Annotated in this window: 18 protein-coding genes and 1 pseudogene; 8 read left to right on the top strand and 11 right to left on the bottom strand. The window is 73.0% G+C overall.

Annotated elements, in window-relative coordinates:
* Window positions 1–38 precede the first annotated feature (38 nt).
* Entirely contained in the window at window positions 39–1019 is a 981-nt protein-coding gene (locus RIN75_RS09345) for a heme-binding protein (protein ID WP_309111418.1), read from the bottom strand.
* A 212-nt stretch (window positions 1020–1231) separates the two neighbouring features.
* Between RIN75_RS09345 and RIN75_RS09350 the strand changes: the two are divergent.
* Window positions 1232–1451, top strand: a pseudogene (locus RIN75_RS09350) (IS5/IS1182 family transposase); the annotation flags it as partial.
* Window positions 1452–1655: 204 nt separating this feature from the next.
* Here RIN75_RS09350 and RIN75_RS09355 read toward each other — a convergent pair.
* Together RIN75_RS09355 and RIN75_RS09360 are read right to left on the bottom strand one after the other, a co-directional pair.
* On the bottom strand, window positions 1656–2300 hold the full coding sequence (locus tag RIN75_RS09355) for a response regulator transcription factor (protein ID WP_309111419.1): 645 nt from the start codon (window positions 2298–2300) through the stop codon (window positions 1656–1658).
* On the bottom strand, window positions 2297–3400 hold the full coding sequence (locus tag RIN75_RS09360; RefSeq protein WP_309111420.1) for a sensor histidine kinase: 1104 nt from the start codon (window positions 3398–3400) through the stop codon (window positions 2297–2299). Before RIN75_RS09360 ends, RIN75_RS09355 begins: the two co-directional genes overlap by 4 nt.
* A 113-nt stretch (window positions 3401–3513) precedes the next feature.
* Between RIN75_RS09360 and RIN75_RS09365 the strand changes: the two genes are divergently transcribed.
* Window positions 3514–4251 carry an ABC transporter ATP-binding protein gene (locus tag RIN75_RS09365; RefSeq protein WP_309111421.1) on the top strand — a complete coding sequence of 246 codons (738 nt, stop codon included), beginning with the start codon at window positions 3514–3516 and terminating at the stop codon, window positions 4249–4251.
* Window positions 4248–5015 (top strand): ABC transporter permease, encoded by a 768-nt coding sequence (locus tag RIN75_RS09370; RefSeq protein WP_309111422.1) that lies wholly within the window; start codon window positions 4248–4250, stop codon window positions 5013–5015. The genes RIN75_RS09365 and RIN75_RS09370 overlap by 4 nt, the downstream gene beginning before the upstream one ends.
* A 45-nt stretch (window positions 5016–5060) precedes the next feature.
* On the opposite strand, the gene RIN75_RS09375 is transcribed toward RIN75_RS09370, so the two are convergent.
* The 8 genes from RIN75_RS09375 to RIN75_RS09410 all read right to left on the bottom strand — a co-directional run bounded on the left by RIN75_RS09375 (window position 5061) and on the right by RIN75_RS09410 (window position 15115).
* Window positions 5061–6653 carry a thiopeptide-type bacteriocin biosynthesis protein gene (locus RIN75_RS09375; protein WP_309111423.1) on the bottom strand — a complete coding sequence of 531 codons (1593 nt, stop codon included), beginning with the start codon at window positions 6651–6653 and terminating at the stop codon, window positions 5061–5063.
* Window positions 6653–7765 (bottom strand): hypothetical protein, encoded by a 1113-nt coding sequence (locus RIN75_RS09380; RefSeq protein ID WP_309111424.1) that lies wholly within the window; start codon window positions 7763–7765, stop codon window positions 6653–6655. Before RIN75_RS09380 ends, RIN75_RS09375 begins: the two co-directional genes overlap by 1 nt.
* Entirely contained in the window at window positions 7762–9495 is a 1734-nt protein-coding gene (locus RIN75_RS09385; RefSeq protein WP_309111425.1) for a TOMM precursor leader peptide-binding protein, read from the bottom strand. Before RIN75_RS09385 ends, RIN75_RS09380 begins: the two co-directional genes overlap by 4 nt.
* Window positions 9492–11042 (bottom strand): hypothetical protein, encoded by a 1551-nt coding sequence (locus RIN75_RS09390; RefSeq protein ID WP_309111426.1) that lies wholly within the window; start codon window positions 11040–11042, stop codon window positions 9492–9494. The genes RIN75_RS09385 and RIN75_RS09390 overlap by 4 nt, the downstream gene beginning before the upstream one ends.
* Window positions 11039–12115, bottom strand: a complete 1077-nt coding sequence (locus RIN75_RS09395) for a lantibiotic dehydratase C-terminal domain-containing protein (protein ID WP_309111427.1) — start codon at window positions 12113–12115, stop codon at window positions 11039–11041. The genes RIN75_RS09390 and RIN75_RS09395 overlap by 4 nt, the downstream gene beginning before the upstream one ends.
* Window positions 12112–14544, bottom strand: a complete 2433-nt coding sequence (locus RIN75_RS09400) for a lantibiotic dehydratase (RefSeq protein ID WP_309111428.1) — start codon at window positions 14542–14544, stop codon at window positions 12112–12114. The genes RIN75_RS09395 and RIN75_RS09400 overlap by 4 nt, the downstream gene beginning before the upstream one ends.
* Before the next feature lie 144 nt (window positions 14545–14688).
* Window positions 14689–14856, bottom strand: coding sequence for a thiazolylpeptide-type bacteriocin (locus RIN75_RS09405; RefSeq protein WP_309111429.1), 168 nt, complete (start codon window positions 14854–14856; stop codon window positions 14689–14691).
* A gap of 97 nt (window positions 14857–14953) precedes the next feature.
* On the bottom strand, window positions 14954–15115 hold the full coding sequence (locus RIN75_RS09410; RefSeq protein ID WP_309111430.1) for a thiazolylpeptide-type bacteriocin: 162 nt from the start codon (window positions 15113–15115) through the stop codon (window positions 14954–14956).
* Between the two features lie 1322 nt (window positions 15116–16437).
* Between RIN75_RS09410 and RIN75_RS09415 the strand changes: the two genes are divergently transcribed.
* The 5 genes from RIN75_RS09415 to RIN75_RS09435 are packed head-to-tail and all read left to right on the top strand — an operon-like array spanning window position 16438 to window position 23440.
* The gene (locus tag RIN75_RS09415) at window positions 16438–18015 is read left to right on the top strand and encodes an NAD(P)-binding domain-containing protein (RefSeq protein ID WP_309111431.1); all 1578 of its coding nucleotides are present in this window, start codon (window positions 16438–16440) and stop codon (window positions 18013–18015) included.
* The gene (locus RIN75_RS09420; RefSeq protein ID WP_309111432.1) at window positions 18012–19133 is read left to right on the top strand and encodes an alpha-hydroxy acid oxidase; all 1122 of its coding nucleotides are present in this window, start codon (window positions 18012–18014) and stop codon (window positions 19131–19133) included. Before RIN75_RS09415 ends, RIN75_RS09420 begins: the two co-directional genes overlap by 4 nt.
* A complete protein-coding gene (locus tag RIN75_RS09425; protein WP_309111433.1) occupies window positions 19130–20530 on the top strand; it encodes a cytochrome P450 in 1401 nt (466 codons plus the stop codon). The genes RIN75_RS09420 and RIN75_RS09425 overlap by 4 nt, the downstream gene beginning before the upstream one ends.
* A gap of 13 nt (window positions 20531–20543) precedes the next feature.
* Window positions 20544–21812, top strand: a complete 1269-nt coding sequence (locus tag RIN75_RS09430; RefSeq protein ID WP_309111434.1) for a cation:proton antiporter — start codon at window positions 20544–20546, stop codon at window positions 21810–21812.
* The gene (locus RIN75_RS09435; RefSeq protein ID WP_309111435.1) at window positions 21803–23440 is read left to right on the top strand and encodes a thiamine pyrophosphate-dependent enzyme; all 1638 of its coding nucleotides are present in this window, start codon (window positions 21803–21805) and stop codon (window positions 23438–23440) included. Before RIN75_RS09430 ends, RIN75_RS09435 begins: the two co-directional genes overlap by 10 nt.
* Window positions 23441–23444: the final 4 nt, after the last annotated feature.

Here is a 23444-nt window from a genome sequence, read left to right on the forward strand (position 1 = left end):
ACCGCGGCCGGCCGGGTCGAGGTCGGTCCACAGCGGCGTCACATCGTCTTCACCCTGGTGAGCACGTTGGAGGTCGGGTGCTGGAAGGTGTAGTGCTCGTCGCCGATCAGGATGTCGAGCACGATGCGCTGCGTGTAGGCGAGGATGTCGTAGTTGGCGCCGCCGTCGAGTGACATGAGCCAGTAGTCCGCGCCGTAGCCGGTGAGTGCCGCCTTCCGCTGTTCGAAGGGGATGTTCATCACCTGGCCACCGTTGGCGGTGTCGACCTGGCAGTGGATGTGGTTGGAGACGGGGTGGCCGGCCGCGAACAGGTCCAGGATCGCGACTTGGAGCGGCAGGTTGATCTGTTCGGTCAGCTCGGGTTGAGGGTTTTGGTAGTCGTCCGGAGCGGTGAGGGTGTCTTGGTACGGTGAGGTGTCGAGACCTTCGGGGGTCGGCTCCGGAGAGCTCGCTTTCGGGATCAGCGGTGCGAGGAGATGTTCCGTGTAGTTGCCCATGGCCAGGACCGAGACGCCGTGTGGCACCGAGATCTGCTTGCAGATCGTTTGTGTCGAGGGCTGTGGTTCGGGATCGCCCGGCTCATAGGCTTGGGGGTCCGTCGGATAGGGGCCGATCGGCTGGTTTTCCGTCTGGAGGTACAGCCACGCCCCGTTCTCCTCGTGGACGATGGTGTCGATGCCGGGGCCTTCGGCGAAACGAATCTGCTGGTCGTAGAACAGCGCGTACGGCGACTGCTGGTAGTCGCCGCCCCGGTTCGGCGCCTCCACCGGGCCGACCACGTCGCCCATGCCTTTGAACACGATCTTCTCGTAGTAGGTGAAGTTCTTCAGGATGTACCCCGAGTTCTTCCCGTTCTGGGGTGACTGCTGCGGTAGGGGCATGACGTTGTACGAGTACGGGCTGTCCGGGCCGCCCTTGCCGGTGCCGGGCAGGTCCTGATTCGTCCACGTGCCGATCAGCAGTTGCTGGAAGTGTGACAGGTCCGCGATTTGTGCCTTGAGTGGCATCAGGCGCTCCATTGTTCCTCCCCAGCCCCCCTGAAACATGGTCGATCGTCGCCGGCACGCACATCAAGGGAACCCCGGAGGCGTCACCCCTCGTGGCATCTCCGTCACACGTTCGGAGACGAGTTCGTCGCGTGACGCGACCGCCGGGACCAAGCGCTGTCTCGTGAGTCGGTGACGGCTCGGCTGGGTCGATCGGCGATCAGGGTCGGGTGCGGGTGATCTCGGCGTCCCGGTCGGAGTGGATGAACCACCGGTACTCCACCGATCTCCGGGTCGCCGTCGACGCCGGCACCCGCCTGGTGATCGCGGGCGGTGATCCCGCGGGCGGTGATCCCGCGTCCGGGCAGCCGCAACGACCGCACCGTCCACCACGACTCCGGCATCGCCGACGCGCTCGCCGGGCGTCCACCCGCGACGCTGGCGGGCGTCGCATCGGTCAGCGGTAGCAGCACCGCGGACTGCCGAGATGAGGTTCCGACGAAGCCGGCCGCGCCGCGGGGACCGGGCTCCGAAGGGGCAGCGGTGTTGGACCAGGTCGCCGTGTCCGGTCCGGAGCACCCGGAACAGCACCGCGGCCTCCCGAGAAGGAGTTCTCCGGGTGCCGGTGCCCGCCGTCCGGGCGTTCGGTCGTCATCCGGCGTCCGAGCGCTACCGCAGGATCCCCTCGTGCAGCGCCCGCAGGACCGCGTTGGTCCGGTCCCGGGCGCCGAGTTTGAGCAGGATGGTCGAGACGTGATTCTTCACCGTGCCTTCGGCGAGGAACAGGGCCGCGGAGATCTCCCGGTTGTTGTAGCCCTCGGCCACCAGCCGCAGCACCTCCCGCTCGCGCTCGGTGAGCTCCTTCACGGACGCTGCGCCGGCCCCCACCGGCGACCGGCCGGAGCGGATCGCCCGCAGCAGCCGGTCGGTGATGGACGGGGCGATCAGGGTCCCGCCGCCGGCCAGGGTGTGCACCGCACGGGTCAGCTGCTCGAGCGTCACGTCCTTGAGCAGGTACCCGCGCGCGCCGGCGTGGAGCGCGTCGAGCACCAGCGAGTCGTCGTCGAAGGTCGTCAGGACGAGCACCGGGACCTCGACACCACGCTCGCGCAACCGGTGCAGGGTCCAAATGCCGTCGTACCGGGGCATCCGCAGGTCGAGCAGGACCACGTCCGGCGCCGTCTCGGCGATGACGTCCAGCGCGGACTGCCCGTCGTCGGCCTCGCCGGCCACCTCGACCTCGGCGACCTCCAGCAGGGTGCGGATCCCCTGCCGAACCAGGGTCTGGTCGTCGACCACCACGACCCGGGTCACGACACCGGCACCCGCGCCGTCACCCGGAACCCGCCGCTGCCGTCGAACGCCACGGCGCCGCCGAGCGCCTCGAACCGCTCGACGAGCCCGCGCAGCCCGTTGCCGAGCACCGGCTCACGCGCCCCGCGCCCGTCGTCCACGGCGGTCAGGATCGCGGACGGCCCGTCGGAGGAGACCTGGATCCACAGCTCGCGGGCGTCGGCATGGCGGATCGCGTTCGTCACCAGTTCCTGCACGGCCCGCACGAACGCGGCGGTCTGCTCCTCACCCACCCGGACGTCGGCGTCGACGTCGATCGACACCTCCAGACCCGGCAGGTCCTGCACCACCTGACGCAGCGCCTCGGTGAGATCCGACGGCTCGGTCCGCAACTCGCCCACCGTCGCGCGCACGTCCGCCAGCAGGTCCCGGGCGACCCGGTTCGCCCGGTCGACGTGGGTCCGCGCCTGCTCGGGTTCGCGGTGCCGCGCCGCCTCCAGCTCCAGCGTGAGGACGGTCAGCTGGTGGCCGATGAGATCGTGCAGGTCACGCGAGATCCGCAGGCGCTCCGCCGTGCGGGTCGACTCCGACAGCAGGACCGCGGTCGCCCGCAGGTCGACGTGTGCCTCGGTCAGCTCACGGCGCATCCGCTGCTCGCGAACGAACGCCACGGAACTCAGCACCACCGCCAACTGGATCAGCAGGTAGAAGCCCAAGGTGGTCGTCGTCTCGGCGACCCCTCCGCCGCGCTGCACCGCGACCAGCGCGAGGACACCCGTGTTGAGCCCCACGACGACGAACGCGACGTACACCGGCGCGACGTAGACGCTCAACGCCGCGACGAGGACCAGCAGGATCGACAGCAGCCCGAGGTTCGGCGCGGTGAGCACGACCGCCCAGCACGACCCGACCGCCGCGGCGAACGCCACGTGCCTGAACGTGGACGGCCGGTCGCCGACCGCGGTGACCAGCAGGACGGCGATGTGCGCGGCGAACAGCGCGATCCACCAGCCTCGGGCGATCGTCGGCTCGGCGACTCCGAACAGGACCGGCCCGCCCACCGCTACCGACACGACGAGCATCGCCAGCCCGGACCACACCTCCACCCCCACTCGACGCATGACACCACCTTAGGTTCCGGGCGCCGCGCCGCGCCGGTGCCGAAAGTCATGGTGTGGGCTCCTGACCATCGGCACAGGCGCACCGCCGCCCGCGCCACCTAGCGTCCCGGCCCATGAGCAGCACCACGGCCGCGATCGAGGCCGAGAACCTCCACAAGCGGTACGGCGACACGGTCGCGGTCGACGATCTGAGCCTGCGGGTCGCCACGGGCGAAGTGCTCGGCATCCTCGGCACCAACGGCGCCGGCAAGACCACCGCCGTCGAGATGATCGCCGGGTTGCGCAACCCGGACCGCGGCCGGGTCCGCGTGCTCGGCCTGGACCCGGTTCGCGACCGCGCGAAGGTCCGGCAGGTGCTCGGCGTCCAGCTGCAAGAGGCCACCCTGCACAGCGCGTTGACCGTCGCCGAGCTCCTCGCCCTCCACCGCAGCTTCTACCCCGACCCCAGGCCCGCCGAGGAGCTGCTGGAGCTGGTCGGTCTGGCCGGCCGGCGCGACATCCGCTTCGACGATCTCTCCGGTGGACAGCGGCAACGCCTGTCCGTCGCCCTCGCACTCGCCGGACGGCCCCGCGCGGTGATCCTCGACGAGCTGACGACGGGCCTCGATCCGCGGGCCAGACGCCGGATGTGGACGACGATCGAGGGCCTTCGCGACGAGCGGGTCACCGTCGTCCTGGTCAGTCACGCGATGGACGAGGTAGAACGCCTCTGCGACCGCGTGGCCCTGATCGACGCGGGTCGCGTCGTCGCGCTCGACACCCCCGCCGGCCTCGTCGCGCTCGCCGGCGCCGGGAACCTCGACGAGGCGATCGTCACGCTCACCGGCAAGGAACTGGTGGACACCGAATGAGCACGGCGATCAAGGCAGGCCGGCCCGGTCCGCGGGCCTGGCTGATCATGATCGGTTGCGAGGCCAGGATGGTCGCCCGGGACACCGCCGGCCTCGTCGTCCCCATCGGGCTGCCACTGCTGATCCTGGTGATGAGCGCGTCGTCGGCGGGCGACCAGGTCGTGGCCGACGGGCGAACCGCCCTCGACGTCTTCGTCCTGCCGCTGGTGCTCACCATGGTGATCGCGACCATCGGCATCATCAACATGCCGAGCTTCCTGGCCTACTACCGCCGCAGCGGAATCCTGCGCCGGCTCGCGGTCACCCCGGCGTCACCGGTCATGGTCCTGCTGGCCCAGGTGGTGGTGAGCGTGATCCAGGCGGTCATCGGAATCACGGCCGCGCTCACCGTGGCGATGTCGGCGTTCGACGCCGGTCCCCCGACCCGCCTCGCGACCGCGCTCGGCGTGTTCGTTCTCGCGATGGCGGCGATGTACGGCGTCGGCATGATCGTCGCCGCGGTCGCGCCGACGCCCAACTCCGCGGTGGCGATCGGGCTCGTCGCGTTCTTCGCCCTCGGCGCCCTCGGCGGCATGTTCGGCGGGCGCGACGCCCTCCCGGACGCGGTCGCGACGGTCGGCGAGTGGCTCCCGTTCGGCGCCTCGGTCGAGGCGCTGGGCGCGGCGTGGGCCGGAGCCCCGGTCGAACCGGCACACCTGGTCAGCCTGGGCGCGACGACGGTCGTCGGCGGCACCGTCGCGGGCCTGCTCTTCCGCTGGGAGTGACGCCGTGACCCCGATCGGTGGGTCGCCTCAGTGGCCTGCGCGGTGTCACCCCGCCGACGTGGGTGCCGAGCTGACCGGCATGAGGTAGACCAGCATGTCGTTCACGCCGTCCAACCCGAGCACGTCGTGGGCCATGTCGTCGTAGAACCCGCCGATCATCCCCAGCGACAACCCGGCCGACTGGGCCACGAGCGCGAGGTTCTGGGCCAGGTGCCCCGCCTCGACCAAGGTCAGCCGCAGCGCCCGCAGGCCGTAGAACCGGCGCAGCTCGCCTGCCCGCACGTACAGGGCGAGCAGCGCGGGTGTCGTGGCGAGCACGACGCCGTCATCCCGCGGGCCGAACCACATCGACGTCAGCGTGACCTCCGATGTGGACGGTGCGGGTGCGATCCGCACGAGGACCCGCCTCGCCTCGTCCACGTCGTACACACCCGGCGCGAGGTCGGACACCTCCCACGCGATCAACCTCAGCCGAGCGGTGTGCAGCGCGCCCGCGCTCGGGTACGGCCTGCGCCCGCCGGGCAGCGCGCCCTGCGCGGTCCACAGCAGGGTGGCCAGTTGCCCCGCTGACAGCGGCCCGGTCAACTGCTCGCCACGCGAGGTGTGGCGGTCGGACAGCGCGTCCGCCAGCGAACCGGACGGGGCCTGGGCCGGCGGCAGCGTCACGACCTCGTGCCACGGCAGCACCGGCGGCCAGGACGGGACCACGCCCTTGCGCGGTCCCTGTTCCTCCACGCCGGACAGGAACTTGCTCGCCTCCAGGTACCGGCGGTCGGGCGCCGACGCGCCGTCCTCGTGGAACGGCGTGACGCCGTCCGGGGAGCCCGCGGTCTGCGCGACCAGCCAGCACACCGTGCGCTCCTCCTCGGGGCCGATGCCGAGCCGGTTCAGCAGCATGTGCAACTGCGACGCCCACACGTACGACGGCAGGTCCGGCCGCACCTGGTCCATCCAGAACGCGACCGCGCCGGTCGCGTGGGACTCCAGCCGGTCCCAGCGGGCGCTGAGATCCGCCGCCCGTTGCTCGTGCAGCTTCCGCGCGGCCACGTGCGAGCGGAGCGTCGGCGGCGCGGACGGCTCGTGGCCCTGCCGCCACCCGGACGCGAGCGTGCGCAGCCACGACGCCGCGGCCAGGCGGTCCATCTTGAGCGCGATGGTCGTGGCCATCACCAGCTCCACGGCGGCGCTGACCTTCGCGCCCGGTGTCCTCGCGGCGCGCAGCACGGCCACCGCGACCTCCGTGCCGCGGCAGAACACCTCCTCCGCCACCGGCAGCGCCCGCGGTCCGCCGTACCGGTGCACTTCGGGCTCGTACGGCACCTCGCGCACGTCGCCGTGCGGCAGCCAGTCGTCCCCCGAGGTGCCGAGGGAGGCGTAGAACCGCTCGGGGTCGACCGACAGCTCGGGGAAGCCCGCGCCGGAGACCAGGTCGCGCAACTGCGCGGTGAGGTCCGTGGTCGCGTCGCGGAGCCGGATGCGCAGGTGCGGGCCGGTCGACCAGTACCGGAGGTAGAACCAGTCGGCGATCCGGCCCGCCGCGCGGTGCTCGGCCAGCGCCGGTGCGAGCGTGTCGGCGATGAACGCGTCCACGTGCTCGGTCGCCCACGACAGCCGGACGTGCAGGCTGGTCCAGGTCATCACGCCTCCAGCGGACTCAGGTCGTAGGTGAAACCCGTGCCGCGCGGGCGGCCTGCCACGAGCAGGTACAGCAGCGAGTGCGACGCCGGCGCCCGGACGAGCGCTTCCAGCGGGCTGTCGAACACGCTGCGGGCGGGCCTGCAGAACATCCCCGCGCCCGCCGCCGCCGTGCACGCGTGCTGCGCCGTCGCGCCGGCCGCGCGCAGGAGTGCGCGATAGCCGTCCGGGCCGTCCGAGGCCACGGCCGCGGCCGGGTCGCCCGTGGTGACCAGCGCCAGGTTCATCCGGGCCACGTCGATGGTGTTGGGCGGGTGCCCGAACACCTCGCGCACGTCCTCCAGGGCCTGGCCGGGTTCGACGAGCCGCAGCCCGTCCACCGCGTACCAGCCGTCGACCAGGCCCTCGACGTTGCGCACCGCCAGCCTGTGCCGCAGGTCGTCGCGCACCGGTGAGCCCGCCGGGGGACGGGTGATCGCCGCCACGAAGGCGCGCACGGCGCTCGCGGGCAGCGGCCTGGGGTCGGCGGAGATGCCGCACGGCCCGAAACCCGAGCTTCGCGGCGGCATCGGCGGCAACGGCTCACCGGTCTCCCGGTCCGGGGCCACCGTCACGGTGAGCCCCGAGGTCCACGCCTCCAGCCCGTGCCGGGGAGCGTGTTCGACCAGGGCCGCGGCCAGGTGGCCGACCTCCAGCTCGGTGAGCACGTCGCCGAACTCCCGGTAACCCTCGGACAGGCGTTCCCGCCGCCGCACGAGCTCCAGCCGCACCGGCCCGTCCAGGACGGGCGGTTCGGCGCCGATCGTGGCCCGCCGCACCGGGTCCAGCGGCCACCGCCGCGACCCGATCACCAGCACCAGGTCCACCGTGAACGCGGCCCGCGCCGACGGGTAGCCGCGGTGGTCGTTGTACTGGTTCCACGTCTCCCAGCGCAGCGGCGTCGCCACTTCCGTCAGCAGCCGGCCCAGCGCCGCGCCGAAACGGCCCTGGGCGGCCAGGGCGGTGAACGGCACCCGCGGTCCCGCCGAGGGCCGGAACGGCGCGGGTCGCCCTCGCTCCACCACCCGGCCCGGGCCGTGCGCGTAGGCGGTGGCGAGCGCGTCGGCGGCGGTCACGGGAACGGGTGGGGCAGCGGGGGACCGACCGGGCGCAGCCGGGGTATGCCGCGCGTGCGGCGGTTGCGCTCGCCGAACGACATCGGCACGGTTCCGGGCACGATGACCTTCGCCGAGTGCAGTCCCAGCCGGGTGCGCCACACCGGGTCCGTCTGGTCGACCGCGATCACCTCCAGGTCCAGTGCGGCCCACTTGCGCACGTAGTGCTCCAGCAGCGCGTCCAGGTCGTCCCGCGGCACGTCCGGGACCACCGGGTCGACCGGTGTCCCGGGCACGAGGAAGTCGTACCGGTCGGCGGCCTCCGGGAGCCCGTTGACGGCCACGTGGTCCTCCATCGTGCGGATCAGCTCCGGTGCCGCGAGCATCTTCCGCAGCCGTTCCGGGTCGTGGTCGCCGGGACGGGCGCGGTACTGCTTGGCCGCCGACTCGACGTCCACCGCCACTTCGGCCGCCGCCGAGCGCATCGCCGCGTCCGGGTCCAAGCTCGCGCCGGCGGCGAAGAACGCCCTCGGTGGCAGCTCTCCGCGGCCGGTGTAGCGGGCCAGGGACAACACGGAGGGCACGCCCAGGTCGTTGGTGGCGTCGTAGAACTCCAGGTCGTAGCCCAGCTGCGCCATCCGGTCGACCAGGTGCAGGCAGAACCCGTCCCGGACGACCAGGTGCGGCAGGCGTTTGCGCTCGTACCAGGCGGTCAGGAACGCGTCCCGCTCGGCGATCTCGAACATCCCGTGCAGCACGGCTTCGGTGGGGCTGTTGCCCGTGCCGCAGCCGTTGGAGGTCTCGTCCACGAACCGCGGGCCCGCGTCGTGCCCCATGGCCCAGTACGCCACGTGCTCGGGCACCGCGATCGGCTTGGCGTGCGTGTACGACCAGCCGTGCACCCACCGCGTCCGGACATCGGGGTGGTACTCGACGGTGTGCGGTGACTCGTTGTCGGGCAGGCCCAGCCGGGTCGGGTCCAGCGCCGTCTCCCCGAGTTCGGCGTAGGACGCCACCAGGACCGTGGTGACGCGGCGGGGCCGCATCCCGGCGTGCCGCTCCACGGCCTCGAACAGCGCCACCCGCTCGGCTCCGGCGTAGTCGCCCGTGCGGCCGAAACCGACTTGCCCGGCCTGGTTGTCCGGCACGATCTCCGCGGTGACCGCCGCCAGGGGCAGGTCCCCGACCCGGAAGAGCCCGCCGACCGGGCCGTGCCGCAGGTCGAACAGCGCTTCCCGCACCGCGTCGCCGTCGGTGCGCGGGTTGGCACCCCGCAGCGTGCCCGGGACCACCGGGACCGGCGTGCGGACGACCGTCGCGGCGTCGGGGGAGTCCTCCGGCAGCGGCCCGCACACCGGGCAGCCGCCGGACCGGGGCCGCACCCGGTGTTCGGCGACTGTCGCGAGATCCGTCCGCACGGCCAGCACGACGTCGCGGTACGCGTCCGGATCCGCCAGCACCCGCTCGACGAGCACGTCCACCAGGGGCCCCAGCGCGGGGGAACACAGGCCGCCCAAGCGCATGCCCTCGTCGCGGCGCGGTACGGACCTGCCCAGCGTGGCGAGCCGCGCGTCCTCGGCGCAGCGCAGGCACACACCGCCACCGCCGCCGAACACCGGCCCGAGCAGCACCAGACCACCGTCGTGGCGCATCGGCAGCACGGGCGCGTCCGCGCCGTCCGCGCTGATCCGGTCGAGATCGCCGATCGTGTACCGGGACAGCTCCAGCACGTTCAGGTCCAGCACGGTCACCGGCTCACCTCCGGCACCGCGAACGCCACCACGCCGGCGGCGTCCAACACCGGGCCGAGGCTCACCGGTTTCACCTCGGCCGGCGCGAGCAGCGCCCGCAGGTCGTGCTGCAACGCCTCTTCGCCGTCCCGGACCCCGAAGGGCCAGAACCAGTCCCGGTTCGTCCACGGCGCGTCGGCGCCCTCCGGGGCGGCGACCGGCGTCGCTCCACAAAGGACGACGGTGTCGTCGTGCCCGGCCTGCGCCCGTCCGGCGGCGGCCAGCGCGGCGAACGCCACGGCGTCGGCGGCGCTCGCCTCCACCGCCCAGGACAGCACCTGTCCGCGCAGCCGCACGACGGCGCGGACCACGCGGTGGTCCAGCCTCGTCACCTCGACCTGTGCGGGCAGGCCGAACCGCAGCGTGACGGCCTTCCACCAGCGCCGCGCGGTCGGGTCGGTGAGCCACTCGTCCTCACCGACCGGCGTGCCCGGCACGTCCCGCGCGGCCGTGCGCAGCGCCAGGCCCAAGGCGTGGGTCCGGTCCGCGCCGAGTACCGCGCCCTCGGGCGCGAGTTCCCGCGCGGCGCGGATCAGCGCGTCGAGCCGCGCCGAGTGCTCGGTCGTGCCGAACCCGACCACGTCACCGGACGCGGCGAGCTTGACCGGCAGTTGTGGCAGGTCGCCGGGCACCGGTTTCGCCACCGGGCCGAGTTCGGCGTCCCCCAGCACGTCCAGCAGCGTCCCGTTCGGCTCGCACGGCCGGACCTCGGACAGCCACGGGTGGTACTCGGCGCGCAGCGGATCGACCCTGGCGACGAGCACCGCCTGGTGCGGCGGGCCGGGCGGCGGCACGTCCTGCCACATGTTCACGACCTCCACCGACGGGTCGGGCAGACCGCCCACCGCGCACACCAGCCGGTGCGCGGCGGCCGAGCCGACCAGCGCGGCCAGCACCTCGGGCGGCGCACCCGCGGTGCCCGCGAGCCGGTCGGCGACCGCTGACGCGTCCGCGAGCACGTCGGCCCGCGAGCCCGGCGCGACCACGAAACCCACGTCCTCGGCGCACCCGGCGGCAACCGCGTGACCGCCGGCGGTGAGCAGGAGCCCTGCGCCGGACTCGACCGCGGTCGCCAGCCCGGACGCGGTGAGCGCGCGGACCGCCGCTTTCGCCAACGGGCCTTCGCCCGTCACGGTGACCGTCGCGGCCTTCAGCCGCCGCCACGACTCCAGCGGTGCCGCGGCGACGGACTCCAGCCAACTCGCGATCTCCCCGGGAGGCGCCTCGTCGCCCCAGGACGCGGGCACCTCCACCAGCAGGTCGTGCTCCCACAACTGGGTGATGATCAGCTCCAGGGCCTTGGCCACGGCCGGCGACGCGTTCTCCGGAACGGCCAACCGGCCTGGCGGCACGCCGTCGGCCAGCGGACCGGCGAGGCGTTCCCAGATGGCCCACAGGCCCTTGCCGCCGTCCAAGGTGAAGCTGGACTTCCAACCGCGCACGTGCAGGCCGGTCGCCGTGGGGGTGGCGTGCGCGATGGGGCGCAGGCGCAGCAGCACGTCGTTCACCGCGTCACCTCGGCCATCCGCGCGATGTGCTCGGACCAGCCGACCCCGGTGATCCGCTGGGCGGCCTTCGCGACGAGGTTCGCCGCCAGGTAGCGCTCGACCGGCGTCACGTCGCACACCGCGAGCAGTTGGTAGAGCATGTTGGTCCCGAATCGGTAGACGGTGACGGGTCGCTGGTAGAGCGGGTGGTCGAGGTCGACGGCCTGGAGCTGCCGGTGGTACTCGCTCTGGTAGTCGCGGTGGTCGGGGTGCCAGCGGCGGATCGCCTTCTCCTCGCCCAGCTCCACGGCCCGCTCGCCGTGCAGCGACGGCCGCTCGGTGGGCAGCTCGCCCCGGTCGAAGACCTCCTCGATCACCCCGCGGGTGTCGACCGTCCACGTCGTCCACGGCGTCGGGGTCCGGCCCTCGGCGATGTCGCGCACGGTCTCCGTGGCCTGGTCGGCGTTGCGCTCCCACACCTGGTCGAACCGGGCGCGCAGCACACCTTCCGGATCGCTGTGCAGCAGGAAGTCCTCCAGGTGGGACAGGAACGAGTGGTAGCCGTTGAGCAGCCCGGCCGGGTAGCGGCTCGCGTGCGCGGCCATCGCGGTCAGGGCGAGGTGGACGCGGGACGCGGAGGTGCCGTCGGTGGCCACCGCGTCCCGCACGGCCGGCATCCCCAGGCGCAGGCACCGCGTTCGCAGGCGCACCAGCACGTCGGAGCCGAGCAACCCCCGGATGTCGGTCAGGTCCGTCGGCTCGACCATTACCGTGTTGTCGGGGTGGATCGGCTCGTAGGGTGGCCGGATCAGCTCGGCCACGCCGTTGTGCCGGGCCTGCGCCAGCAGCTCCTCGTCCGACATGTCCACCGTGGAGGGATGGGCGGACAGGTACGAGCGCAGCCGGTCCGCGACGAACTCGGCCGCCTCCTCGGAGCCGTCCAACCTGATGCGCAGGTGGGGGCCGTGCAGCCAGTGCCGTTCCACGTGGCCGGTGGCGCCGGCGCGCCCCACCGCCGCGAGTGCGGGCAGCACCGCCTCCCGGAGCAGTGGCGCCTTCACCGGGTCACGGTAGTAGCAGACGACATCGGTCACACTGCCCTCCAGTACGTTTCCGCGATCATCTCGACCACCCGCCCGTTCGGTGACCCGGCGCCGGGCACGGGCAGTGCCTCGGTCAGCCGGACGCCCTCGGGGAACCGGGAGAGCAGGCGGGGCAGGCAGCGCAGGTGCAGCGCGTCGCCGAGGTCGGCGTACTGCGGTTTGCCCGCGGCGAGCGTGCGCTCGTAGACGTCGGCCGACATCGGACCGAGGTCCGGCCCGACGAAGACGTGCTCGGGCAGGCCGTGTCGGGCGCGCAGCCTCGCGGTGTCCACGGCGGCCTGTTCCTCGGCGCCGATGTCCGGTGGCACGGGGAAGTCCCACGACCGGCGGGCCAGCACCACGTCCCCGTAGGTGAGCCGACCCCTGACCGTGACACCTCCGTCCACCGCGGACGTGCGGAGCGGGTCCAGGTCGACCCAGCCGCAGGCCAGGTCGGAGTACAGCGGGATCTGCCGGTCGGGGAGCGCCAGCGGGATCAGGAATCCCAGGTACAGCACGTCGAGCGGGGCGCCGCAGTGGGTCACCCGGATCTCGTCGGCGTCCGGGTCGTGCCGGACGTCGATCTCGTCGGCGGGCAGGTCCGCCCAGCGGCCGTCCTCACCGATCTCACGGGCGTCCAGCAGCGGGTGCAGGTTGGCGTTGAAGCCCCGGACCGGGCGGAACTGGGCCCGGTCGGGCAGGTAGCGGCCGACCTGGGCGGTGACCGCGTCGCGCGCGCCGGGCAGCCGGTCGAGGAAGCGGCTGGTGAACTTGCCGAACCCGGCGTAGACGCGGTTGACCACGAGGCGGGCGTCGGCGGTGGGCTGGACGAAGAAGCCGTAGGAACCGGGCCGGCGGGTCGCCCAGGACGGCAGCAGGTCGGCGGCGGTGGCGAGGACGTGGTCGGTGACCGTGCCGTCGTGGACCTGGTCGGCGAGCTTGGCGCGGGCGTCGAGCACGGCGACGACCTCGGGGTCGCGCACGTCGCCGATCCGCGTGGCGTCCTGCCAGGCCAGACCGAGCGGGACCGCGCAGTCGGCGAGCGATGCCGTGCCGCCCGCACCGAACCACTCGACGAAGCGGGTCCTGGCCAGCCTGCGGAGGAGGACCTGCTGGTCGAACGCCATGAGCAGCGGGGTCAGCCGGGCCAGGGCGGCGGACGCGCCGGGCGGGACGGGGATCGGTTCGGGCAGCAGCACGTCCTCCACGACCGGGGGTATGCCGGACAGGTCCGCGCCGAGGCGCTCGCCGACCGCGAGCCAGCCTTCGGCGAGGTGGGCGAGGGTGGCCGCCCGGGTCGGCGGGTCGGCCGTGCCGAACGCGGCGGTCGCCTCGGCCAGGCGCGTCACCTCGGCGGCGGCGGTCTCGTCGTGCGACCGCAGCCAGCCGGCGAGCGGTCCGATCGCGTCCGGGGCCTGCGGGTCGATCGGGGACACCGGCACCAGCAGGCCGATGTCCCGCATCTTCGCCACGTAGTCCACGGCCTTGGCGGCGTCCGCCGCCGACAGCCTGGCCGCCAACGCCTCCGCGACCGCCTCCGGCCGCACCCCTCCAGGTCCGGCGGCCCGCACGGTCGCGATGACGAACCGCAGCGGTCCGGTCGCGGCCACGTCGACTTCCTCTTCCTTGGTCACCAGCGCCCGCCAGCCGCCGGCGACCGGGATGTCGCGGCGGAACAGCACGCGGCCGTCACGTTCCCGCAGGCCGGGCGCGAGGCGGTGCGGCAACACCGGGCCCAGCGCCGCGACGATCCGGTCCGGCAGCAGCCGGTTCACCGCCGGGTGCGACACGGGCTCGACCGAGGGCCACGGCCCGTCCGCCCACGTGCCCCACCCGACGTGCGTGTACCAGGACAGGGGGCTCGTCTTGGCGGTGGCGCGCAGCGCGTACCGGAGCACGGTCGCCTCCGCCTTGCGCGCCTTGCGATCCGGCTCACCGCGACCGGCCGCGGTCCGGTCGACGCCGTGCAACAGGTCCACGCCGGTCAGCACGCTCGCCCGGCGCAGCTCACCGGTCGAGCACACCTGCGCCAGCCACGCCCGTGACGCGGCGAGATCGACGGGCCAGGCCCTGCGCACCGCGTCGACCGCTGTCGCCAGTGCGGTGCGGGCGTCGAGCCAGCGCGCCAGCAGCGGAACCCGGTCGGACAACGTGCCCAGCTCCGCCAGCAGCGCGGGCCGGGGCGCGCGTCCATTGTGGACCGCCCGCCGCAACGGCAGCACGACGCGTCGGTGGAACCCGGGGGAGTGGGTGTGGGCACTGTCGTGCAACGCGTCCGCGAGGTCGGCCGCCATCGCCGAGATCCGGGCCTCCGCCGCGACCACCGCGTCCAGCGCGGCCCGCAAGTCCGACGGCGCCGGCGCGGGGTGCGGCAGCGCCGCCACGCGGATCAGCGCGTAGGGCGCGAGTTCCGCGGTGAGGCGGGTCGGTGCACTGGTCATCCGGTGGTCCCCCGTGTGTTTCGCCCGTGTTTCGCCGTGTTTCGCCCGTGGACGTGCTCTCGACTGCCGGCCCGGTTCGTGCGAGTCCCTTGGTGCGGGGGCCGGGAGCGCCCGCGAACGGGTGCTCCCGGCGTACTGATCGGCTCAGCCCATCGCGGGCGGTAACGTCGGGTCCTGCTGGCAGCAGCAACACGAACCGCAGGAGCAGGAGTTCGACGCGCCGGTCTCCGGCAGCGCGACGCCGTCACGCATGGTGGTGACGGCCAGGTCGTCCAGGACCAGGTCGTCGACCTCGAAGCTCAGCTCGTTCACGACAAGCCCTCCAGGTGAGTCGTGGCGACCCGCGGCGCCCGCGAGCGGGTGCACCGGGCCGTTGCGGGAGCAGGACTGCGACGCGCAGTCCCGGTGGTCACATCGGCTGGCTCGGGTCCGGGCAGCAGCAGCACGAACTGCCACCCGAGCACGACCCGCCCGACGCCCCGGTCTCCGGGAGCGCCACGGCGTCGCGCATCGCGACGACCGCGAGGTCGTCGAGCGCCAACTCCTCGACGTCGAAAGTCAAGTCGAACATAGTGATTCACCCCCTTTCGCAAGCGCGGACTCTAAGGCAGTGGATCACTGGGCGGCAAGGCTTCGGGCTTATTCCGCATTGCCTGAAATCCGCTTGCGGGGTGAATTCGAGAACTCGTGTCAACAACCCCGAAGCGAGTGCCGTCCGGCGGTCGAGCGTGGTCGCCGCACGTGTTGTGTGCAGCGCAAACGGCGTAGTCGGCTTTCCGGGGTCGCGCTTCTGCGCGCCGGGTGGGCAAGGGTCGACCGATCGGCGCCTCCGCGCAGGCACGGCACGTCGGGTCCAATTCGGTATGCGTCACGCGTCCGCATTCGGTGTACTTCCGCTTGGCCCGGTCGAGGTATTTCCCGGTCGTGTCGGGCGGCACTCCCGCCCGGCACGCGGCCGAAGCCGGCGCATACCCGAGACCCGGCCCGCGACCATGGCGGCTGCCCGATGGACCCGCCTCGGCTCCTGTGCCCCGGAGCCTGCCGACCACATCGGACGGTGCGTGGTGCGGGCCGCAACGGTGCGTACTGCCGAACCCCTGGGGACGTCGAAACTCCGCACCACCACCAACCGCGTCCCCGCCGAGAACCTCATCGCCGGCGAAGACGACCGCGACGGCCCCCGGGCCTCGACGACCACGCCACGGCGCAGTAAATCGATCATCGGCTGGAACATCGGCCGCACCGCCGTGGGGCACCGGTGCCTCCCGGGCCGCAATGGGGGTCGGGACCTGCGCCACAACTCGGCCGCCGTCGCGGGCGCGATCGGGGTCGGCGGCGCCGCCGTCGCGGACGAAACCCTTGTGCAGGACAAGGAAGCCGTGCTCAACGGTGTCCTCCATGCCTTGGGGCCGGCCTGGCCGATCAGGCCCCGAAGACCGTGCGTGACGTTCTCGCCCTCCCGATCACCCACCTGCGCGAGTCGGCGACGCACGCCACGTCGGCGGCCACCTGTACCACTCGGATCAGAGCCGAGGGGGCGACCTGCCGGCCGGCCGGCCTTCGCGGGTTTCCCGGGAGTTCCCGCCGGCGTCGCCTGATAACCGCTGGTCACCGGCGCGGTGTGCCGACTTCGAACGTCCGGGTCCTGCGCGCGGCCCCCGCGCCACCTTTTCCGGGAACCAATCACAAAGGCCCAAGGTGAATTCGGACGAACGGACTAGAACGATCCAGCACATGCCTGCGGACTTCACACCTGCGTGAATTCGCCGGGCATTCATTTGAGACGCCGGCATACAGCCTTCTGACGGTTTCCAAAGGACCCGGAAACCCACCATCCTGGTCGAACCGCACATCCTTGCCGCCCTGCACGTTCCACGTCGGAAGGACCACACTGTGCACGACGAGACCCTCGACTACCTGGTGGTCGGTGGCGGCCCCGCGGGCCTGCAACTCGGTCAGCTGCTCCGGGCGGCGGGCCACCGCTACCGGATTCTCGAAGGCGGACCCACCCCGGGCACCTTCTTCCGCACCTTTCCGCGCCACCGCAAGCTGATCTCCATCAACAAGGTGCACAACGGCACGTCCGACCCGGAGCTGAACCTCCGGATGGACTGGAACTCGCTGCTGTCCCCGGATCCGGAACTGCTGTTCCGCCGGTACAGCGAGCGGTACTTCCCGCACGCCGACGACCTCGTCCGCTACCTGGCCGACTTCGCCGAGGCGTTCGAACTCGACATCGCCTACGACACCCGGGTCGTGCGGATCCGGCGCGGCGACAACGGCTTCACCGCCACCGACCAGCACGGGCGGGAGCACCGCGGCGCGCGGCTGGTCGTGGCCACCGGGGTCAGCCTGCCCAACATCCCGGACATCCCCGGCGTCGAGAGCGCCGAGGACTACTCCACGGTGTCGGTGGACCCGCAGGACTTCGTCGACCAGCGCGTCCTGATCATCGGCAAGGGCAACTCGGCGCTGGAGACCGCGGACAACCTGATCGAGACCGCGGCGGTGATCCACGTGGCCGGGCCGCACGCCATCAAGATGGCCTGGAACAGCCACTACGTCGGTCACCTGCGCGCGGTCAACAACAACTTCCTCGACACCTACCAGCTCAAGTCGCAGAACGCCCTGCTGGACGGCCACGTGCTGTCGATCGAGAAGGACCAGGGCGGGTACCGCGTCCGGTTCAGCTTCTCCCGCGCCGACGAGTTCGTGAAGGAACTGCGCTACGACCGGGTCATCCTGTGCACCGGGTTCCGGTTCGACGCCTCGCCGTTCGGCGCCGGGTGCCGGCCCGAACTCGTGATCGACGACCGGTTCGCCGCGCTCACCCCGGCCTACGAGTCGGTCAACGTGCCGGGGCTGTACTTCGCGGGCACCCTGATGCAGCAGCGCGACTTCAAGAAGTCCACCGGCGGCTTCATCCACGGCTTCCGCTACGCGGTGCGCGCGCTGAGCCGCATCCTCGACGAGCGCCACCACGACCGGCCGTGGCCGCACCGGCCGGTCGCCCCGGAACCGGCCGCGCTCGCCGACGCCGTCGTGGCGCGGGTCAACCGGAGTTCGGCGCTGTGGCAGCAGTTCGGCGTCCTCGGGGACCTGCTCGTGGTGCCGCCCGGCGAGCCCGCCCGCTACCACGAGGAGGTGCCGGTCGAGTACGCCCACGGCAGCCCGATCACCCGGCAGGGCGACTACTTCACCGTCACCCTGGAGTACGGCCCCGACCACGACAAGGTCGACCCGTTCGACATCACCGTGCGCCGGACGGCGCAGAACTCGGTCGAGGACGCCTTCGACGCCGCCTACCTGCACCCGGTGATCCGCCACCACCGCGGCGGCGAACTGCTGGGCGCGCACCACCTGGCGGAGAACCTGGAGAACGAGTGGGACCACCCCGAGGTCCACCACGCCCCGCTCGCCGAGTTCTTCGCCCGCGCGCTGGACCGCCTGCCGAGCACCGCGGGGCGGTGACGGCCGTGGTGCTGTCCGTGCGGGACTTCGAGAAAGCCGCCCGCGCCACGCTGGACCCGGTGTACGCCGACTTCATCGCCGGCGGGGCGCGGGACGAGATCACCGTGCGCGCCAACGAGGAGGCGTTCGGCAGGCTGCAACTGCTGCCGCGGGTGTTGCGCGGCAACACGGTCCGGGCGCTGGGCATCACCCTGTTCGGCGGCCGGGCGAGCACGCCGGTGCTGCTGTCGCCGACCGCGTTCCACAAACTGGTCACCCCCGAGGGGGAACTGGCCACCGCTCGGGCCGCCGCGGCGGCGGGCGCGATCATGGTCGTGAGCATGGCGTCCACCGTGGCGGTGGGCGAGATCGCCGAGGCCGCGCGGCGGGCCTGCGAGGGCGCGGACCCGCCGCCGCTGTGGTTCCAGCTCTACCTCCAACCCGACCTGGAGATCACCGAGACGCTGGTGCGGCGGGCCACCGACGCCGGGTGCAGCGCCCTGGTGGTCACCGTGGACTCGGCCGTGCTGGGCGCCGGCGAGCGCAACCGGCGCAACGGCTTCCACGACCTGCCGCCGGGGCTGCGCTGCGAGAACCTGGTCGACCTGCGCGACGGGGAGATCGGGCACGTGCGGCAGATCGCCATGTCCGCGGAGTTCACCTGGGAGCACGTCGACTGGCTGCGCCGGATCACCGACCTGCCGATCCTGCTCAAGGGCGTGCTGCACCCCGACGACGTGCGGCTGGCCGTGCGCCACGGCGTGGACGGGCTGGTGCTGTCCAACCACGGCGGCCGGCAACTGGACACCGTGCCGGCCACGCTGGAGCTGCTGCCGGAGATCGCCGCCGCGGTCGAGGGCCGGATCCCCATCGTGCTGGACGGCGGGGTGCGGCGCGGCACCGACGTGGTCAAGGCGCTGGCGCTCGGCGCCGCCGCCGTGGGGATCGGCCGCCCCGTCATGTGGGCGCTGGCGGAGAGCGGGGAGAAGGGCGTGCGGCGGCTGCTGGAGCTGTTGCGCGACGAACTCGACGACGCGCTGGCGCTGTGCGGTGCGTCCGGTGTCGCCGACCTGACGCCGGAACTGGTCCGGTTCCCGTCGTGGGGACCGCCGCCCGGGCTCGGCGAGGTGGTCCCGTGAGCCTCACCGGGTGGTCGGTCGTCGGGGTGGTCGCGGTGCTGGTGGTCAGCCTGCCGCATTGGCTGCCGCGCGTGGTGGTCGCGCTGCGGGTGCGGATCTTCACGTGGGTCAACGGGGAGGAGGGGGTCGCCGCACCGGGGCCGGAAGTGCCCGTCGAGGAGTTCCGGCAGGTGTACGGGCACCCGTCCGCGAACGGCCGCAGCCGGGGCGCCGCGCTGTCCGACCTGTTCTGGTACTGGCTCTCGCCCGGCGCCGAGGTGCACCAGGAGCACCTGGAACCCGGCCCCCGCTACGAGGACGTGGCCAGGACGACCCGCCGGATCCTCGCCGGACTGAGTCGTCCACAGTGGACGGAACTGGTCGCCGCGAGCACCCGGCGGGTGCTCGACGAACTCGACGACCGGCCCGGCGGGTCCCGCGTGCGCAAGGTCAGGCTGCGCGACCTGATGATGCCGATCTGGGCCGAGGTCTACCACGAGGTGGTCTTCCGCGAGCGGTGTCCGCGGCACGTCCGGGACCTGATCACCGGCAACGCCGACGACGTGGTCAACTCGCTGAAGTGCACCAGCCTGCGGCACATGGACCGGCGCGACCGCCTCACCGCCCACCTGCGGGACCGGGTGGCGAACGACCCGCCGCCCGTGCCGCTGCCGGCCACGCTCACCGAGCGGGAGCAGGCCTACTACCTGCAAGGCACGTTCTTCAACACCGCCGTGGTGCAGATGTCGGAGGCGATGGCCCACCTGCTGCTGGCCGTCGCCACGCACCGGCCGGTGCGGGAACACCTGCTCGCGCACCCGGAGGACACCGACTACCTGGAGCGCGTCATCGACGAGACGCTGCTGCACTTCCCGCTGTTCGGCGTGGCCCACCGGATCACCACCGGGGAGATCGCCCGCGCGGGGCGGACCCCCGTCCCGCCGGGTTCGGTGCTGCTGTTCCACTACCCCGAGTACCAGCGGTCGGGGGCCGTCGACCATCGGCGGTTCGACCCGGACCGGTGGCGGTCGCCGGACACCAGGCCCACCACGTTCATCCCGTTCGGGGTGACCGCCAACCGGCCCTGCCCCGCCCGCGGCTTCGCCGTGCTGACCATGCGGGTCGTGGCGCAGGAGGTGCTGCGGCGCTACCGGCCGGAGTCCACGGCCGAGCACACCCGGTCGCTGCCCAGCCGCGGACCCTGCCTGCTGGTCCCGCGCGCCGGCGCGAACGCCCGGGGCCTGCGCGCCAGGCTGGCGTTGCTGCGGCTGGGCGACCTGTGGGCCGGCATCCCGCGCAGCCTGGTGCAACTCGCCCTGGGCACCTACATGGTGTGGGACGCCCGGCGGCTGGGCCTGTGCCGCAACCACTTCGCCTCGACGGGCGGCGCCGAGCCGTCCGTCGTCGGCGGCCGGTGAGAGGGGCGGGACGATGACTCCGGTGCAACTGGCCCCCGCGTTCTTCCTCGCCGTCGTGGTGATCCTGCTGACGTGCCGGGTGGTCGTGCTGGTGACCGGCCGCTTCGGCCAGCCGCCGGTGGTCGGCGAGATGATCGCGGGCGTGCTGCTCGGCCCGTCGCTGTTCGGGCTGCTCGCGCCCGGCGTGTCGGCGGCGGTGTTCCCGCCGCAGCTCAAGCCCGTGCTGTACGTGGCGAGCCAGATCGGCCTGGTGGTCCTGATGTTCCGGGCCGGGTACGAGTTCCGGGCGCACGCCGGCCGGAAGCTGATCGGCACCGCGGCGGTGGTCTCCGCGGCCGGGGCGCTGGTCCCGCTGGTGCTGGGCGTCGCCCTGACCTTCGTGGCGCACGGCCGTGTCGACGTGTTCGTCGACGGCGTCTCGGTGTGGGTGACCGCGGCGTTCGTGGGCGTGACGCTGGCGGTCACCGCCTTCCCGATGCTGGTCCGCATCATCACCGAACGCGGGCTGACCGGGTCCAGGTACGGGTCGCTGGCCCTGGCGTCGGGAGCGGTCGACGACGCCGTGGCCTGGATCCTGCTCGCCGGCGTGCTGAGCGCGGCCTCGGGGGAGCCGGGGCCGATCCTCACCGCGGTGGGCGGTTCCGTGCTGTTCCTGGCGGTGCTGGCCCTGCCGGGGCGCCGGGTCCTCGCGTGGATCGTGACGCGGCCCGGCTTCACCGACGAGACGAGGCTGCTGCTGACCGTCGCCGTGCTGTTCTCCGGCGCGTGGTTCACCGACGTCATCGAGCTGTACGCGGTGTTCGGGGCGTTCTGCGTCGGCATGGCCATGCCGCGCCACGAGGCGTCCGAACGCGTGGTGCGCACCACGCAGGCGATGACGCAGGTGGTGCTGGTGCCGCTGTTCTTCGCCTACTCCGGCCTCAACACCCGCTTCGACGTGTTCGCGGACCCGGCGGTGATGGCGTTCGCCGCGGCGGCCGTCGTGCTCGCCGTGATCGGCAAGTTCGGCGGCTGCTGGGCGGCGGCCCGGCTGTGCCGGGAACCGGCGTCGGTGGCGGTCCGGGTCGGCACGCTGATGAACGCGCGCGGCCTCATGCAGCTCATCGCGCTCAACATCGGGTTGCAGGCCGGGATCGTCGGCCCGGAGATGTTCACCGCGTTGGTGCTGGTGGCGCTGGTGACCACGGTGATGACGGTGCCGGTGCTCGACTGGCTGGACCGCCGGGAGGCCCGCGCGGCCGAGGTCGGGAGCGCTCCGGAGGTCGTGGCGAAGTGGCCGTGAGTGGCGCGGAAGCCCTTGTCGCGCAACTGGAACGGGAAGGGGTCCGGCACGTCTTCGGCGTGCCGGGCGTCCAACTCGACCACGTGCTGGACGCGCTGGCCCGGTCGCGCGGGCGGATCGAGTACATCGCCGCCCGGCACGAGCAGGGGGCGGCGCACATGGCGGAGGCGTACGCCCGGACGACGGGACGCCCCGGTGTCTGCCTGGTGGTCCCCGGACCCGGTGTGCTCAACGCGCTGCCCGCCGTGGCCACCGGCTACGCCTGCTCGTCGCCGATGCTGTTGGTGGCGGCCGACCTGCCGTCCACACTGGCCGGTCGGGGGTTGGGCATGTTGCACGAACTGCCCGACCAGGGCGGCGTGCTGGCCGCGGTCACCAAGTGGTCGGGGCGGGCCGAGGCGCCGGAGCGCGTCCCGGACCTGGTGCGCGAGGCGGTGCGGCGGTCGCGGTCGGGCCGGCCGCGACCGGTGGCCCTGACGATCCCGGCGGACGTCCTGGCCGCCAGGGCCGCGGCTCGGCCCTTGGTCACCGATGTCCCGGACATGCACGCATCCCCGGGCACGTCCACTGTGGACGACATCGCCGCCGTGCTGCGCGCCGCCCGGCGTCCGCTGATCTACGCGGGCGGTGGCGTGCAGGCGGCACGGGCCGCCGCCGCGCTGACCGCGCTGGCCGAGGCGTTGTCCGCGCCGGTGGTGACCAGCCGCAACGCGGGCGGCGTGATCCCCGCCCGCCACCCGCTGGCCTTCACCAGCCTCGCCGCGCCGAGGCTGCTGCCGAACGCGGACGCGGTGCTGGTGGTGGGCAGCCGCTTCGTCACCCCGCGCGGCACCGCGCCGCCCACCGCGCCGGGCGCGACCGTCATCCTGGTCAACGCGGACCCGGCCGACCTGGGGCCGCCCCGCCCGGCCGGGCTCACCCTGTGCGCCGACGCCCGCACGGCGCTGGAGGACATCCGGGCCGCCCTGCCGGGTCCCGGCGAACCGGCGTGGGATCCCGGCGAGTTGGCCGAGGTGCGGGCGTGGTGCGACCGCCGGGTCCGGGCCGTGGAGCCCCAGTGGTCGTACGTGCGGGCGCTGCGCGAGGCGATCCCCGAGGACGGGATCCTGGTCAACGAGCTGACCCAGGTCGGCTACCTGGCCGCCGTCGGCTACCCCGTCCACCGGCCGGGCACGTTCCTCACCCCCGGCTACCAGGGCACCCTCGGCTACGGCTACCCGTCGGCGCTGGGGGTGAAGGTGGGCAACCCGGACCGCGAGGTCGTCTCGATCAACGGCGACGGCGGTTTCTGCTGGAACGTCCAGGAGTTGGCGACGGCGCGGAAGTACGGCATCGGCGTCACCGCCGTGGTCTTCAACGACAACGCCTACGGCAACGTCAAGCGCATCCAGGCGGACGAGTTCGAGGGCCGCTTCATCGGCAGCGACCTGGCCAGCCCGGACTTCGTGCGCCTGGCGGAGTCGTTCGGCGTGCCCGCCGTGCGGGCCACGACCCCGGACGCGCTCGCGGGAGCGCTCAAGGAGTCGTTCAGCGAACCGGGTCCGTCGCTGATCGAGGTCCCCGTGGGCGAGATGCCCAGCGTGTGGCCGCTGCTGCTGGGCGGAACCCCCGGCTCGGTCCGCGCCTGAGTCC

The sequence above is a fragment of the Saccharothrix sp. genome (assembly GCF_031180885.1).
Lineage (GTDB): Bacteria > Actinomycetota > Actinomycetes > Mycobacteriales > Pseudonocardiaceae > Actinosynnema.